The sequence below is a fragment of the Marivita cryptomonadis genome, assembly GCF_002115725.1.
Classification (GTDB): domain Bacteria; phylum Pseudomonadota; class Alphaproteobacteria; order Rhodobacterales; family Rhodobacteraceae; genus Marivita; species Marivita cryptomonadis.
This window is the reverse complement of sequence record NZ_JFKD01000005.1, coordinates 34,029-49,375: the sequence shown is the minus strand read 5'-3', so window position 1 is coordinate 49,375 and position 15,347 is coordinate 34,029. Positions and strand designations below refer to the sequence as shown.

Below are 15,347 nucleotides of genomic sequence, written 5' to 3'. Positions count from 1 at the left end.
AATGTCAGCCGACCGCAGTCATAGCGGTGTCGAGCTCTGACAACGTCGGAGGATTGCACCCCGCGCGGCTGCAATTGATGGCGGCTGCCATACCTGCACGGCGGATCAGGGCTTCGACCTGCGCGGCATCAAGACCATCAAGCGCAGCAGGTGCCAGAACATCGGTCCGAGCCAAACCGGCCAACAGGGTTGCCATAAACGTGTCACCTGCGCCCACAGTGTCGACAAGACCGGGCACAGGCGGTGCGGGAATGTTCACCGTGTTGTCGCCGCGCATGGCGATTGCGCCGTCGGGGCCTTTGGTCATGACCACCAGTGACGCCGATGTCTGGCTGCGTACATGTGCGAGGGCGGCATCCTGCGGCATATCCGGACACAAACCTTCGAGGTCTTCGTCGCTGAGTTTCAGCACATGCGCAGCCTGCATCATGCGGAAGATCCGCGCGCGGTAGGCGTCGATATCGGTGATCACCGACAGGCGGACATTCGGATCAAGCGACACAAGTGTCCCCGACGTATAGGCTGTTTTGCAGGTCTCTTCCCAAGCGTCGGCATCTGCGCCATCGGTCAGCGCCAGTGACCCGGTGTGCAAAACGGTTGTTCCCGCAGGCATTGCAGCGGCCAGTGAAGCAGCGGTGACGCTGCGTTCGGCAGTGCCGTCGCGTTCGAACACATAGGATGGGATACCGTTTGTCACGGTCACGCGGGCAATGGTCGTCGGTGCATCGACGCGCCCGCCAGCAAGCGTCACGCCGGATGCGACCAGCGTGTCGGCCAGTGTATCGCCCCATGTGTCGGTCGAGATCGGCGTCAGGTAGTGCACATCCGCCTGTTGCCGCCCAAGTGCCATCGCGACGTTGAAGGGCGATCCACCGGCAAGGGCAGAGACCTCTCCATCGCGGGTGACGTGATCAATGAGGTTTTCACCGCCGACGCAGATAACGGGGCTTGCAGACATGACAGGACTTTCGGCTATTCGTTCAGTTTGTGTTCAAATGCACGTCGGGCAACGTATCAAGTGCCTGCTTAAGGGCATTGCCCCATTGAGTCGAGATCGCCTGAAACTCGGCATTGTCCACCTCGACACGACCCACGTGCTTTTTCTCGAGGCTGTCGGTCGTGTAGCAGAAATAATCGAGCGGTGCGCCGACCGACAAATTCGCTTTGAGCGTGGAGTCAAAACTCACCAGCAGCAGCTTCAAGGCCTCTGCGAAACTGAGATCGGGATCGTAGGCGCGGACAAGAATGGGGCGCCCATATTTGATCTCACCAATCTGGAAAAAGGGCGTGTCGTCCCCCGCCTCGATGAAGTTTCCCTGCGGATAGATGAGGAACAGGCGCGGCGGACTGCCTGCGATCTGTCCACCAAGGATCAAGGTCGCATCGAACGCGCCATCAGCGCGTTGGCCGCCTTCTCGCAGCCCCTTGATGACTTCGCGCAGCGTATCACCCACCATGCATGCGGCTTGGAACATTGACGGCGCTTTCATCAGCGACGGCGTCCTGTCTTCGGGCAGTTTACTGCGTTCGTCCAAAAGGCTGACGACCGCTTGGGTGGTCGCCAAGTTGCCTGCGGACATCAGCGTCAGCACCCGCTCACCCGGTTCTTCCCAGATTGTCATCTTCTTGAAGGTTGAAATATTGTCCAACCCGGCATTGGTGCGGGTGTCCGACATGAAGACCAAGCCGCTGCTCAGCATCATTCCAACGCAATATGTCACTTGGTTGTGCCTTTACTGCTGAACCACTTGGATGCTGACATGCAGCTCTTCGTTGATTCCACCGATCCGAGTACCAGATATCGGCGCTGCATCGGAATAGTCCAGTCCTGTCGCAACGCGCACATAGCGTGTGTCGGGCGAAACACCATTCGACACATCGAACCCGACCCACCCGAGACCTTCGACATGCACCTCGGCCCAGGCATGCATGGCGTCCTGTGTCGTGGTTTCGTTCAGCATGAGATAGCCGCTTGCGTAGCGCGCGGGCAGTTTCATCGCCCGTGCACACGCAATCATGATGTGGGTGTGGTCCTGACAGACGCCTTGCCCTGCTTCAATTGAGTCTTCGGCGCTCCAATCAGGGGCAGATGACCCCAGCGTATACGGCACCTGCGTCCGGATGCGTTCAGACAGATCATGCAGATCGGGGATACCCGGTTGCGCGTCCATCCCTTTGATAAACGCGCGTGTGCCCGGTCCGACTTCGGTACGCGGGGTCGTCATGGCATAGAGCCATAGCGGCGTCATTCCGTGATGCGCACCAAGAATGCCTGCGTTTTCAGTAATCTCCACAGCCCCTGCACTCGACACGGATAATTCGGTGACGTTCGGGTCAAAACTAATCAACTCAGTCGTGTTGTGGTGGTGATCTTCGAACGAGACTTCCTTGCGACCGCCAATGATGTCGGTCTCCCACGAAATAACTGACTGGTTGTATGACGATTTCGGCGTCTTGCGCAGCTGCTGCAATCCGTAAACGACCGGCGTATCGAAGCTATACACCGTGGTGTGTTCGATCTTCAGGCGCATGCAGACTGGTCTTGCTGAAGCCTAGGCATAAAAACGGAAATCCTGTTCGATTTGGCGCGAAATCATCGAAAGCTCTTGAAGCGTTTTCTGAAGAAATTCGTGCAATCCATAATCGAGGATATCATCAATGCTCTTGGACAACAGCCCGTTTCGCAGCATTCCGACCTTTTCGCGCGACGCGGCTCCAGCATCTTCCTCGGTCGCCAGATAATCGAGGTTGTCGCACAGTTTACCTACGCAGAACGCAAGCGAGCGCGGCATCCTTTTGTCGAGAATCAGGAAATCTGCGATTTCACGGGGGCCGCCGCCGGCTCCGTATTCCATGCGGAACCCGCCCCGCGCCGAGACCGACCGCAGGATTGATTCCCATTGCACATTGTCGATGGACGTACCCACAGATCGCGCTGAAGGCAGCAAGACATAGTATTTCACATCCAAGATGCGCGCTGTGTTGTCTGCCCGTTCGAGGAATGTGCCAAGTCGCGCGAAATCGTAAATGTCATTACGTAGCATCGTGCCATGCGTGACGCCTCGTACCAAAGCTGCGTGATGCCGGATCAGGCGAAGCACACTCGGCAAATCACGTTCCGACACCTTTCGCGACAACGCCTTTTTCAAAGCCATATAAGCCGAGTTTACGGCTTCCCAGACTTCGCCAGTGATGGCGGTACGGACCAGCCGCGCGTTTTGCCGCGCGGCGTTGACGCTAGAGACCACCGACGATGAATTGTCCTTGCTGCGCAGCATCCAGTCGACAGCCAGATCGCGTGAGATCTCGTCATGCGTGGCGTTGAAACCCTCAAGGCAATCGGCGGACTGCAACACAGACAGCCATTCCTCGTCGGTCTGGTTCAATCGCGTCAAAGCGATGCGCTGGCCTGTTTCGATCAGACGCGCGGTGTTTTCGGCTCTCTCCATGTAGCGATACATCCAGAAGAGGCCATTGGCGGTTTTTCCCAACATGGCGCTATTCCTCCAGAACCCAGGTGTCCTTCGTTCCCCCACCTTGCGATGAGTTCACGACCAGTGACCCTTTCTTGAGCGCCACCCGTGTCAAACCGCCGGGCGTGATCTTGATCCCATCTGGGCTGACAAGCACGTATGGCCGCAGATCCACATGGCGCGGCGTCAACCCGGCTTTTGCGAAGATCGGAACAGTGGACAGGCTGAGCGTCGGCTGCGCGATATAGTTCTTGGGTCGCGCCTTGAGCTTTTTGCGGAAGGCGGCAATGTCTTTTTTGGTGGCAGTCGGACCAATCAGCATGCCGTAGCCACCCGACCCATGCACCTCTTTCACGACAAGGTCTTCCAGATTGTCCAGCACATAGGCAAGCGACTCTGGCTCTGAACAGCGCCATGTCGGGACGTTCTGAAGCAAAGGCCGTTCGCCAGTGTAGAACTCCACGATTTCCGGCATGTAGGAATAGATAGCCTTATCGTCGGAAATGCCTGTACCAGGCGCATTGGCGATGGTGATACCGCCCGCCCGGTAGACATCCATGATGCCCGGCACGCCCAATTGGCTGTCCGGGTTGAAGTTCAGCGGGTCGAGGAAGTCATCGTCGACCCGACGGTACAGCACGTCGATCGGCTTGTATCCGTGGGTGGTGCGCATGGCGACACGGCCGTCGATCACCCGAAGATCATGCCCTTCAACAAGCTCGACACCCATCTGGTCAGCAAGGAATGCATGTTCGAAATAGGCCGAGTTGTAGATCCCCGGGGTTAGCACAGCGACCGTGGGATCGGATTGCGACATGCTGGGCGCGCAGGCCGCAAGCGACCGGCGCAGGTCGATTGGGTATTGCTGCACGGGTTGCACCCGGTTCTTGGAGAAAAGCTCCGGGAACATCTGCAACATGGTTTCGCGGTTTTCGAGCATGTAGCTCACACCCGACGGGGTGCGCGCATTGTCTTCGAGAACGTAGAATTCACCCGGCCCGGTGCAGACAAGATCAATGCCGACGATGTGGGTATAAACACCGCCCGGCACATCGACGCCAATCATTTTGGGTTGAAACGCCTCGTTCTGTGAGATCATCTCACGCGGGATGCGCCCGGCCTTCAGGATTTCCTGCGTATGATAGATGTCATGCAGAAACGCGTTGATCGCACGCACACGCTGTTCGATGCCTCGAGACAGCTTGGCCCATTCCGACCCAGAAATGATCCTGGGAATGATGTCAAAGGGGATCAGGCGTTCTTCCGCCTCAGAGCGCCCGTAAACGTTGAAGGTGATCCCGGTCAGACGGAAAAGTTCCTCCGCCTCACGGTTCTTGGCCCTCAGACGCTTTGGGTCTTCCTTATCGAACCAGTCAAAAAAATTCTGATAAGGGGCGCGGATTTGCGCATCACGACCCAACATTTCATCGAAGACAGAGTGTTCAGACATAGGACAAGCTTGCGCAGCAACGTGGCGAAGTGCAAGGCGATCACGCATGCAGCGAGGGGCGGGGCCCGAAATCTTTGCTTAATGCCTAAAAATAAGGCGTCATTTATCCTTTGGGATTATGAGGTTCCCACTTCAGACGCGCCGATCACCTCAGGATAGAGTAAATTATGTGCGCTTCTTGCGAGGCCGTTCCGGCGCCAGACGATCAGACGAGACTAGAGCAGCCTTATCCAAGACCGGGCAACCACGTCGCCAGAGGCGGAAACAGGATCAAAAGTGCGACAACCAGCAGCGAACACAGGATGAACGGAAACGCGGCGCGATAAATCTCGCGCATGGTCGTATTGGGCGGTGCGACGCCTTTCATCACGAACAAAAGCAGGCCAAAGGGCGGTGTCGTAAAGCTGATTTCCAGCGCGAGCAGCATGATCAGGCCAAACCAGATCGGATCGAACCCAAGCGTTGCCGCCAGAGGGAAAAAGATCGGGACCGTCAGCAGCATGATCGAAATCTGCTCCATGAACATACCCAAGACCAGCAGCACGCCAAACATCACCAAAAGCATCAGCGTCGGGTCCAGATCAAACCCCGTGGCCCAGTTGATGAGCCCGCGCGATGCCCCAGAGAAGGCCAAGAGCTGGCTGAACGTCGCCGAGCCAAAGACAATCAGGTAGGCCATCAGTGTCACACGCAGAGCACCACGGACGGATTTCTTGACCGAGTCCCATGTCAGACAACGGTAGAACGCGGCAAGGATCAACACGCCCAGCGCGCCGAATGCTGCAGCTTCGGACGGGGTGACGATACCATTGATCATCATGATCACGATGGCGACCATCAGCCCGATCATTGGGACCACGTCGCGCATCAGGATGCCGATCTTTTCGCCCGCCGTCATCGGTTCCACATCATAAGCGGGGGCTGCCTCCGGGTCGATCCGGGTCTGGATATAGATCGTGGCGACATAGAACCCGGCAAGGATCAGTCCGGGGATCACACCCGCAATGAGCAAGGCGCCCACGTCGATCTTAGCCAAGGTCGCCAGAAGCACCGCAAGCGCCGAGGGCGGGATGATGATCGCCAATCCACCCGTTCCAAGGATCGGACCGATGGACATGTGGCTCTTGTAGCCGCGCCGGTTCATCTCGGGCACCATGAGCGAGCCCAAGAGCGCGGTTGATCCCATCGAAGACCCCGACAGCGTGGAAAAGCCAGTGCCGCCCAAAACGGTCACATAGCTCAGACGCCCCGGCAGCCGACCCAACAGCTTGTCGATGGCTGAAAACATGCGGCTTCCCAGCCCCGTCTGGAAGAATATCTCACCCATCAGCAGAAACAGCGGGATCGGAACAAGCGCAAAGATCGTCAGTGCGCCCCAACCATTGTTCAAAAGCGCGACCACACCGCGGTCGCCGCCCATGAACACCCATGCACCGATGATGTTGGCGGCAAGAAAGGCCAAGGCGACGGGCATACCAATCGCCATGAGGAGCATGATGCTGCCGACCAGCAGACCTAGGGCTTCGAACCATTCCATTATTCGTGAATCCCCGCTTCACCCGAGTGCATCAATTCAGACCCGAACACGAACCGCGAGAACTCGATCGCCATCACCGAAAAGGCGATGGGAAACGTCACGGTCAAAAGCCAGCGGGGATAGTAATAGGCGCGCACATCGTAGTTGTTGCGCTCGATATTGGTCAGGAAAAGCTGCAGCCCGTACCACGCAAGGATGATACAGACGAGCACGCACAGCGCAGCCACCAAGCGGCTCACGAAACGCCGCAAGGTGGGTGGCAGCGCGGCGGTGACCAGTTCGATATGCACATGGCCCTTTTCACGCACAAGCCACGGTGCGCCAAGCATGGTCATGTACAGAATGCCGTATTCGGCTGAGGTAAACAGCCACGCGAAGGGTTGCAGACCCAGATTGCGCATCACGACGGACATGACCACAGACACCATCAACCAGACCAAGGTCACGGCTGCGAAAAAGGCCATCGTGTAAAGCAGGGCGTCATAGACGCGGATAACGGCGCGCATGGGGAGTTCCGTTCGCTGAAAGGTGGGCCGGGACACATGCCCCGGCCCGTTGGTCTTAGTTGTCTGCGGCCGGATCGTAGAACTTGGCGATCAGGTCGTCATAGCTCGCAACCGACTGCGGCTCTGCTTCCATCAACTCTTTCATCCGCGCCCACGTGGTTTCGCGCGCGGCGGCAAGGTAGTTGGCTTTCGCCTCGCCTTCGAGTTCGACCACCTTCATGCCAGCAGCATCAAGCGCAGCGAAATCTTCGTCCCGCTTGGTGCGCAGCGCGTTCACGCTGTCGATCTCGTGCTGGATTGCTGTGTCTTGCAGGATGGTCTTGGCTTCATCGCTCAAACCGTCCCATGTTTCCTGGTTCACGATCACACCAAGGTCGGTCGAGAAGAAGCAGGGCTCGATCCGGTAATTCAGGAATTCGTTCCACTTGAGGTCGATGAGGCCGATCTGGGTCCAGCCGGTTGCGTCCACCACACCGTTCTGAAGCGCGGAATACACCTCGCCCGTCGGCAGGTCGATCACCTGAGCCTGAAGGTAGTTGGTGAAGAACGCGTTATAAACGGCGTTACCGCGCAGGCGCAGGCCGTCCACTTCGAGGTTACCATCCGCGTCAAACGACGGCTCATCCCGAGTCCAGAGGTTGTAGCACACACCGCTGTCGAACCAGCCAAGGTACTTGAGGCCCATGCGTTCCTGATGGATCTGGTCGATCAGCTCGATCCCACCGTTTTCACGGGTCTCAACAGCTGTCAGGTTCGACGCGACCAGCGCGTCTTTCTCGGGCAGCGCGCCGCCGTAGAACGACCCCGGCGTGTAGACCATGTCGACGATTCCGTCGCGCACCGCGTCGGGCTGCTGGAACATACCGATGGCTTCCGGGCCACCGCGCACTTCGATCTGGATCACGCCTTCGCCGGCTGCGTTCACCTTGTCCACGAAGGACAAAAAGCTTTGCGTGTAGATCAGCGTCTCGGGAAACGCGTGGACCGCTGTGATGGTCTCTTGCGCCTGAGCCACTGTGCCCAGCATGACGCCACCCGCAACGCAGCCTTTCAAAAGGTTCATGTTCATAGATAGTTCCTCCTACACCCTTCGGCCATCATGGCCTGTGTTACTGCGAAACGGTGTCCCGCCCCGCGCTCCTGAAGTCGTTCTGTTGGACTGGTATGGCCCACGGCATCTGCTGCACATGCTGCGCCCGGAATGCCGCGATGGCTTGTTTATGGTTATGGGTCAGATCAATATCGTCCCACCCGTTGATGAGTTTTTGCTGCCAGACATCGTCTAGCGTAAACTCAAGCGTGGTGTTGCCCAGCCGAATTGTCTTGTCGGAAAGGTCAACGCTCACCTCTTGTGGCCCATCGGCGAGCTTTGCGATAGCCGCCACCGCATCTGCCTCGGCCACCCGGGCGGGCAGAAGGCCATTGTTTACCGAATTGCTTGCGAAGATGTCGCCGAAACTGGGCGCGATCACAACGCTGATGCCGAAATCGACCAACGCATAAACCGCTGCTTCGCGCGACGATCCGCTGCCGAAATTCCGGCGTGAGACCAAAATGCTGGCATTGGGCACTTTGTTCAAAGGGAAGTCAGACACCGCGGTGCCATCGCTGTTTTTGCGCATGTCGTGCAACAGGAAATCACCGTAGCCTTCGGACCGGGGCGTCGACATGAACCGTGCCGGGATCAGTTGGTCGGTATCCACATTTTCGCGATCCAGCGCGACAGCAAGGCCGGTATGTGTGGTCCACCCGCTCATGCGACCTCCCGCTCTTTCAGAAGCTCGCGCACGTCGGTCAAATGCCCGGTCACAGCCGCAGCCGCGACCATTGCCGGTGACATCAAGTGCGTCCGTGATCCGCGGCCCTGACGACCCCGGAAGTTGCGATTGGTGGTCGAGGCACAGCGCTTGCCGGGTTCCACATGATCGCCGTTCATCGCGACACACATCGAACAGCCCGATCCGACCCAATCAAGACCCGCTTCGGTAAAGATACGATCAAGTCCTTCGGCCTCTGCCTGTGCCTTTACCTGTTGCGATCCCGGCGACACGATCCCCGGAACCTTGGCCCGCCGACCTGCCAGAACTACGGCTGCCGCGCGCAGGTCTTCGATGCGTGCATTGGTGCAGGATCCGATGAACACTTGATCCACGACAATCTCAGTCAGCGCGCGACCGGCGGTCAGGCCCATGTAATCCAGCGCATTGCGCGCACGCTCCGCAGCACTGCCGGTCATGCGGGCGGGGTCAGGCACCGTAGCTGTCACAGGCAAGGCATCTTCCGGCGTGGTGCCCCATGTCACGATGGGCGCGATCTCGGAGGCATCCAATGTCACGCTGGCTTCAAAGTCGGAGTCTGCATCGGATGCCAGCGACGACCAAACCTCAACCGCGCGGTCCCAATCCTCCGCATTCGGTGCGAACGGTCGCCCTTTGACATAGGCAAATGTGGTCTCGTCCGGTGCGATCATCCCGAACCGCCCACCGCCCTCAATGGACAGGTTGCACAATGTCATACGCCCTTCCATCGACAAAGATCGAACCGCAGGCCCAGTATACTCAATGGCATGTCCGCGTGCGCCATCAGCCCCCAGCTTGGCGATCCACGCAAGCGCAAGGTCTTTGGCTCCGACACCTGGCCCAAGGACACCAGTTACGTTGATCCGCATCGCCTTGGGCTTCTTCTGCCAAACCGTCTGCGTCGCCAGCACATGCGCCACTTCGGTCGCGCCAATACCAAAAGCCAAGGCACCGAACGCACCGTGGGTCGATGTATGGCTGTCGCCGCAATTGATAAGCAATCCCGGAAGGGTGAGCCCTTGTTCTGGCCCGATCACATGCACGATGCCCTGACGCGGGTCATCAAGGCCGAAACAAGAGATACCGTGTTTCGCTGTATTCGCCTCAAGCGTCGCAATCATCCGCGCAATCGCGTGGGTCGCGGGACCGCCGCGCGTCGGCGCGTAGTGATCCGCCACACCAAAGGTCAGACCGGGTTCAGCCACAGGCAACCCGCGCTCTGCGATCTTTGCAAACGCGTGATGCGACCCTTCGTGAACCAGATGGCGATCCACCCACAACAGGCTTGTCCCGTCTTCGCGGCGCAGGATTTCGTGCGCATCCCACAGTTTATCCAAAAGGCGGCGCGCGGTCATTTGAGCCCTCCGATCACCGGTTCCCAGTGCCGCGCCTCACCAGCGCCAACACGGGCAAGGCTCATTTCAAGCCGGAACAGATCGGGTCGGTAGAGGGCTGACAGATGCTCAACCCCCTGTCCATTTGCATCCCGCACGACCCGCTGCACAAACAAGAGCGGCGATCCGACCGACACCTCCAAGGCGTCAGCGACATCGGGCGTCGCCAAGGCCGCGGTCACTGTCTGATGCGCGCTTTCCACGCTCACGCCGCTGCGCTCCAGCAAACGAAAGAGCGGCTGCGTCGCCAAATCAGCTTCGTCATAGCTAACAGCGATGTCTTTCGGCACAAAGGTTGTGAGGTGCGAAAAGGGCTGACCGCCAGACGACCGCACTCGCACGGCCTTTTGCACATCCGCGCCTTCGGGGATGCCCAACGCGTCGGCCACCGACGCAGGCGCGTTGTCGTAAGAAAAAGACAAAAGCCGCGCCGTTGTCGTGCGGTCCATTTCAACCAGATGTGGGATCAGCGTTGCGAAATCAGCAGACATGCGTTGGCCTGTCTGTTCTTGCGCCCGAACGACCGATCCGGCGCCTATCTTTTTCTCGATCCAGCCATCGGCGGCTAGTGCTTCCAACGCGCGCCGGATCGTGATGCGAGAGACATCGAACTGTTCGGCAAGCTTATGCTCTCCCGGCAGGCGCGCGCCGTCCTTGAAAACACCATTTGATATTTCGTCGCGCAGCAACAGGTACACCCGACGGGCCTTACCGCCTTCTGGAAGTCCGGAATGCGCGTTTATCGTCACGACAGCGCGGCTCCTGTTGGTTGGCGATCCACGTGGTCAGTAGAATGATCCAACGAAGATTCTTCATTTGTTGGTCTTTCAATATACCAAAACCTGTTATATGAAAAGTGCAGATTTTGGGGAGGGTCATATGCCAATCGTGGAAGCACATATCCTTGAAGGATACAGCCCCGCCGAGAAATCCCGCCTCACATCAGCCCTCACCGATGCGATTCGATTTGTCGTTCCAGCACCCGATGAGGCGATCACCGTGATGCTGCATGAATACCCGTCCGAGGCCTACGCCCGTGGCGGCCAACACCGCCAGCCTGCCCCTGCCCTGCCTGATCCCACTCAGATCGTGCGCGATTACCTCGCCGCGATGGAAGCCCGCGATCTGGATACCGCACAGGCGATGCTGGGCGACGACTTCCAGATGGTGTTCCCCGCGACCCAGCCGATGACGCAGCTGTCCGAACTGATCGAGTGGTCCAAGGGTCGCTATCGGTTTGTGAAAAAAACTTATGACGGATTCGACGCGATGCACAGCGGCGCCGTCGCCGTCGTTTACGCGCGCGGCGCGCTATACGGCGAATGGATGGATGGCACTTCGTTTGACGGCATCCGCTTTATAGACCGTTTCGAAATCACCGGAGGCAAAATCGTGCGTCAGGACGTCTGGAACGACATGGCAGAGGTGCGCGCGCAATGAGTGCTGCAATTGACCCGATTACTCTGGCTGTTCTTGCAGGCCGGATGGAACAGATCGCCGACGAGATGGACGCGACGCTCTTCCGCGCGGCATTCAACCCGATCATTGCAGAAGCACATGACGCGTCGCACGGCTTCTACCACGCGAGCACCGGCGACACGCTTGTGCAGGGCAAATCCGGATTGCCGATCTTTGTCGGCGTGATGGCCTTTGCCGTAAAAGCCGTGATCGACAAGGCGGCCGAAGCCGGTGATCTGGCGGACGGTGACATCTACATTTTCAACGACGCCCATATGGGCGGCACGCACCTGTCCGACATGCGGCTGGTGCGCCCCTATTACCGAGAGGGAGAGCTGTTCTGCTACCTTGCCAGCGTCGGCCACTGGCACGATGTGGGCGGCGCGGTGCCGGGCAATTACAACCCATCCGCCACCGAGGCGTTTCAGGAGGCGTTCATCCTGCCGCCGGTCAAGCTGGCCCGCGCAGGTGTGATCCAACAGGACATTATCGACATTCTTCTGCGCAACACCCGCCTCCCACAATCGGCGATGGGCGATCTGAACGGCCAGTTGGGTGCGTTGGATCTGGGTGTGAAACGTTTAGACGAATTGCTGGACGAGTATGGAGCCGAGACCGTGTCTGCGGCTTTGGACGCCTTGGGCGATCGGGCCGAAACGCTAATGCGGTCGGAACTCTCGGGACTGCCGGATGGCCGCTGGGAAGCGGTGGATTACCTCGATAATGACGGGATCACCGATATTGCCCTGCCGATCAAAGTGGCACTTGAGATCAAGGGTGACACGATGGTGCTCGATTTCGAAGGCACCGCACCGGTCACTGCTGGTCCGGTGAACATCGCCTACCCGACCGCCGTGGCCACCGCCTATGTGGCGATCAAGCATATATTCCCTGACCTGCCCGCCAATGCTGGTGTCATGCGCCCGATTGATGTGCGCGTGCCGGATGGCTCGCTGCTTTCGGCCGAATTCCCGGCACCCGTAGGCGGCTACACCGAAACCATCCTGCGCATGATCGACGTGATCTTCAGCGCCGCATCCCAAGCCGCCCCCGAACGTGTGGTCGCCAATGCCTATGGCACGATCAACGCGCTTTCCATCGCAGGGAAGCGCGCGAACGGACAGCGCTGGGTGATGTTCAGCTTCTATGGCGGTGGGCATGGCGGCAGCATCGAAAGCGATGGCCTCAACCACGGCAACGCGCCGATCTCGACGGCGACGATCCCTCCGATGGAGATCCTCGAAGCCGCTTACCCCGTCATGTTTCGCCAATGGGCGCTGCGCCCAGACAGTGCGGGCGCGGGCCAGCATCGCGGCGGATTGGGCGCCACCTACGAGATCGAAGTGCTTGAGGAAAACGCCGAAGCGTTCCTGTTCGGCGAACGCGGGCGTTTTGCGCCGCAGGGTGTGCAAGGCGGCGGAACTGGGGCGATGAACGTATTTCACTATGAACAGGCGGATGGGTGGAAGACCCCGCCGCTCGCGTCCAAGATGCTCGGGATCAAGCTGACCAAAGGACAGGCCGTGCGGCTCGACACACCCGGTGGCGGAGGCTACGGCCCTGCCACCAGCCGGGATGCGCAGGCCGTCGCGCGGGATGTTGCGTTGGGATACCTGACGCCGGACAAAGCGACCGATCTTTACGGCCCCGCATGGAAAGAGGTCGCAGCATGACCAAGATGATCGGCGTCGATGTCGGCGGCACCTTTACCGATGTATTCGTTCTGGACGAGGCCACCGGCACCGCGCAGGTCGCAAAGGTACCCACCACCCGGCCTGACCAGTCAGGCGGTTTTCTGGACGGGATCGGCCAACAAGTTGATGACCTCTCCACCGTCGCGGCTGTTGTGCATGGCACCACCGCCGGAACCAATGCTCTGCTCGAGCGCAAAGGCGCAAAGATCGGCGTGATCACTACTCACGGACTCCGCGACGTTCTTGAAATGCGCCGCCGCGACAGGCCCCGCACCTGGGGCCTGCGCGGCGATTTCGAGCCTGTTGTCCCGCGAAACTTGCGGCTGGAAGTGCCGGAACGGACGCTAGCCGACGGCACAATCCGCACGCCTGTAGATCTGGACGCCGTCGAAACCGCCGCACAGCAATTGATCGACGAAGGCTGTCTGGCCGTCGCGATCCTGTTCGCCAATGCCTATGCCAATGCCGAGAATGAGGCCAAGGCTGTTGAAGCTGTCCGCGCCATGTGGCCCAACGATCACGTAAGCTGTTCGTCGGAAATCCTGCCGGAAATCCGCGAATTCGAACGCTTCTCGACCACCGCTTTGAACGCCTATCTGCAACCCGAAGTGTCGGGCTATATCAACCGTCTGGATCAAGCCCTCACCAAGGGCGGGTTCGGCGGCGAGTTCATGATCGTTCAATCCAACGGCGGCGTCATGGGCACGGACACCGCCTGCCGCCTGCCCATTCGCACCGCGCTCTCTGGTCCTGCTGCTGGGGTAATCGCCGCCGGGCATATCGCGACGACTGCCGGGTTCGAGAATGTCATCACCGGCGACATGGGCGGCACCAGCTTTGACGTGGCGCTGATCGCCAAGGGTCAGTCCATGCTGTCGCCACAGACCTCGATCGACTTCGGCATGGTGGTGCGCAACCCGATGATCGAGATCACGACAATTGGCGCGGGCGGCGGCTCCATCGCGTGGGTCGACAAGGGTGGATTGCTGAACATTGGCCCGGAAAGCGCAGGGTCGACCCCCGGCCCGGTGGCCTATGGTCAAGGGAATGACCGCCCCACTGTGACCGATGCAAATGTCGTTCTGGGCCGGATCGACCCCGACAATCCCATCGGTGGCAAGCTGGACCGTCTGGATGTGGACGCAGCTGCCAAGGCTATCGACATTCATGTCGGATCGAAGCTGGGCCTTACCACCATCGAAGCCGCCGAGGCGATCCTGCGGGTTGCCAATTCGCGGATGGCAGGCGCAATCCGTCTGGTCAGTATCGAACGCGGGTTCGATCCGAAACGCTTTGCCTTCATGCCCTTTGGCGGTGGTGGTGCGCTGCATACTGGCGCGATCCTGAAAGAGGTCGGCATCGGCAGCGCCATTGTCCCCCGTTATCCCGGCGTGACCAGCGCCATGGGCTGCGTGATTGCCGACATGCGGCAGGACTTCGTGCAGACGATCAACACGCTCACCGCAACACTGGACACCGACGCGCTGCGCGCTGTGATGCAGCGCCATATCGACGAGGGCATGGGCCTTCTGGATGCCGCGCAATCCCGGTTCGAGGCGCGCGATATCGTGGTCGAACTGGACATGGCCTATGTCGGTCAGACGCATACGGTTGCGGTGCCACTGGCGATCACGGTTGAGGGGACGACTGTCGTAGCGCCGACTGTGGCCGAGGTCGAAGCAGCGTTTGATGCCGCCTACGAAGCCACGTATGGGCGACTTCTCAAAAACGGCACACGCCGGGTGATGAACCTGCGCACCGCCGTGATCGGTCGGCGACCCAAGTTCGACCTAAGAACTCTGGCCCCGAAGGATGGGACAGTCGAAACGGCGCACACGGGCAGCCGCAAAGTGCATTTCGGCGATGCGTGGTTCAAGACAACCATTTACAACCGCCTGTCCCTGCCCGTCGGGGCCAAGATCAAAGGCCCAGCGATCCTTGTGCAGCCGGACACCACCGTTCTGGTCGATCCCGGGCTGACCGCAACGGTCGATGCCTGCGGCAACACCATCATCACAAGGGACGAGGACTGAGAC

General features: G+C 59.3%; 14 protein-coding genes. 3 read left to right on the top strand and 11 right to left on the bottom strand.

The window, feature by feature from the left end; all coding sequences use genetic code 11:
- Positions 1-4: 4 nt before the first annotated feature.
- The 11 genes from MCRY_RS06935 to MCRY_RS06885 form a co-directional block, all read right to left on the bottom strand.
- The gene (locus MCRY_RS06935) at positions 5-958 is read right to left on the bottom strand and encodes a carbohydrate kinase family protein (RefSeq protein ID WP_085628771.1); all 954 of its coding nucleotides are present in this window, start codon (positions 956-958) and stop codon (positions 5-7) included.
- A 22-nt stretch (positions 959-980) separates the two neighbouring features.
- The gene (locus tag MCRY_RS06930; RefSeq protein ID WP_085628770.1) at positions 981-1,703 is read right to left on the bottom strand and encodes a proteasome-type protease; all 723 of its coding nucleotides are present in this window, start codon (positions 1,701-1,703) and stop codon (positions 981-983) included.
- 30 nt (positions 1,704-1,733) lie between these two features.
- On the bottom strand, positions 1,734-2,531 hold the full coding sequence (locus MCRY_RS06925) for a transglutaminase family protein (protein ID WP_085628769.1): 798 nt from the start codon (positions 2,529-2,531) through the stop codon (positions 1,734-1,736).
- Positions 2,532-2,552: 21 nt separating this feature from the next.
- The gene (locus MCRY_RS06920; protein WP_085628768.1) at positions 2,553-3,494 is read right to left on the bottom strand and encodes an alpha-E domain-containing protein; all 942 of its coding nucleotides are present in this window, start codon (positions 3,492-3,494) and stop codon (positions 2,553-2,555) included.
- Positions 3,495-3,498: 4 nt separating this feature from the next.
- Positions 3,499-4,923 (bottom strand): circularly permuted type 2 ATP-grasp protein, encoded by a 1,425-nt coding sequence (locus tag MCRY_RS06915; protein ID WP_085628767.1) that lies wholly within the window; start codon positions 4,921-4,923, stop codon positions 3,499-3,501.
- 226 nt (positions 4,924-5,149) lie between these two features.
- Complete coding sequence (locus MCRY_RS06910) at positions 5,150-6,460, bottom strand: TRAP transporter large permease (RefSeq protein WP_085628766.1); 1,311 nt, start codon at positions 6,458-6,460, stop codon at positions 5,150-5,152.
- On the bottom strand, positions 6,460-6,966 hold the full coding sequence (locus MCRY_RS06905; RefSeq protein WP_085628765.1) for a TRAP transporter small permease: 507 nt from the start codon (positions 6,964-6,966) through the stop codon (positions 6,460-6,462). The genes MCRY_RS06910 and MCRY_RS06905 overlap by 1 nt, the downstream gene beginning before the upstream one ends.
- A 55-nt stretch (positions 6,967-7,021) precedes the next feature.
- The gene (gene dctP, locus MCRY_RS06900) at positions 7,022-8,035 is read right to left on the bottom strand and encodes a TRAP transporter substrate-binding protein DctP (RefSeq protein WP_171046114.1); all 1,014 of its coding nucleotides are present in this window, start codon (positions 8,033-8,035) and stop codon (positions 7,022-7,024) included.
- A 40-nt stretch (positions 8,036-8,075) separates the two neighbouring features.
- Positions 8,076-8,723, bottom strand: a complete 648-nt coding sequence (gene leuD, locus MCRY_RS06895) for a 3-isopropylmalate dehydratase small subunit (RefSeq protein ID WP_085628764.1) — start codon at positions 8,721-8,723, stop codon at positions 8,076-8,078.
- Positions 8,720-10,120, bottom strand: coding sequence for a 3-isopropylmalate dehydratase large subunit (leuC, locus tag MCRY_RS06890; protein ID WP_085628763.1), 1,401 nt, complete (start codon positions 10,118-10,120; stop codon positions 8,720-8,722). Before leuC ends, leuD begins: the two co-directional genes overlap by 4 nt.
- Positions 10,117-10,908 (bottom strand): GntR family transcriptional regulator, encoded by a 792-nt coding sequence (locus MCRY_RS06885; RefSeq protein ID WP_085628762.1) that lies wholly within the window; start codon positions 10,906-10,908, stop codon positions 10,117-10,119. Before MCRY_RS06885 ends, leuC begins: the two co-directional genes overlap by 4 nt.
- 130 nt (positions 10,909-11,038) lie before the next feature.
- Here MCRY_RS06885 and MCRY_RS06880 point away from each other — a divergent pair, with 130 nt between their 5' ends.
- Genes MCRY_RS06880 through MCRY_RS06870 form a run of 3 tightly spaced genes read left to right on the top strand, consistent with a single transcriptional unit; the run spans position 11,039 to position 15,344 of the window.
- Positions 11,039-11,599: a nuclear transport factor 2 family protein gene (locus MCRY_RS06880; protein ID WP_085628950.1), complete on the top strand. Its 561-nt coding sequence runs from the start codon at positions 11,039-11,041 to the stop codon at positions 11,597-11,599.
- The gene (locus MCRY_RS06875; RefSeq protein ID WP_085628761.1) at positions 11,596-13,290 is read left to right on the top strand and encodes a hydantoinase B/oxoprolinase family protein; all 1,695 of its coding nucleotides are present in this window, start codon (positions 11,596-11,598) and stop codon (positions 13,288-13,290) included. Before MCRY_RS06880 ends, MCRY_RS06875 begins: the two co-directional genes overlap by 4 nt.
- Positions 13,287-15,344, top strand: coding sequence for a hydantoinase/oxoprolinase family protein (locus MCRY_RS06870; RefSeq protein WP_085628760.1), 2,058 nt, complete (start codon positions 13,287-13,289; stop codon positions 15,342-15,344). Before MCRY_RS06875 ends, MCRY_RS06870 begins: the two co-directional genes overlap by 4 nt.
- Positions 15,345-15,347: the final 3 nt, after the last annotated feature.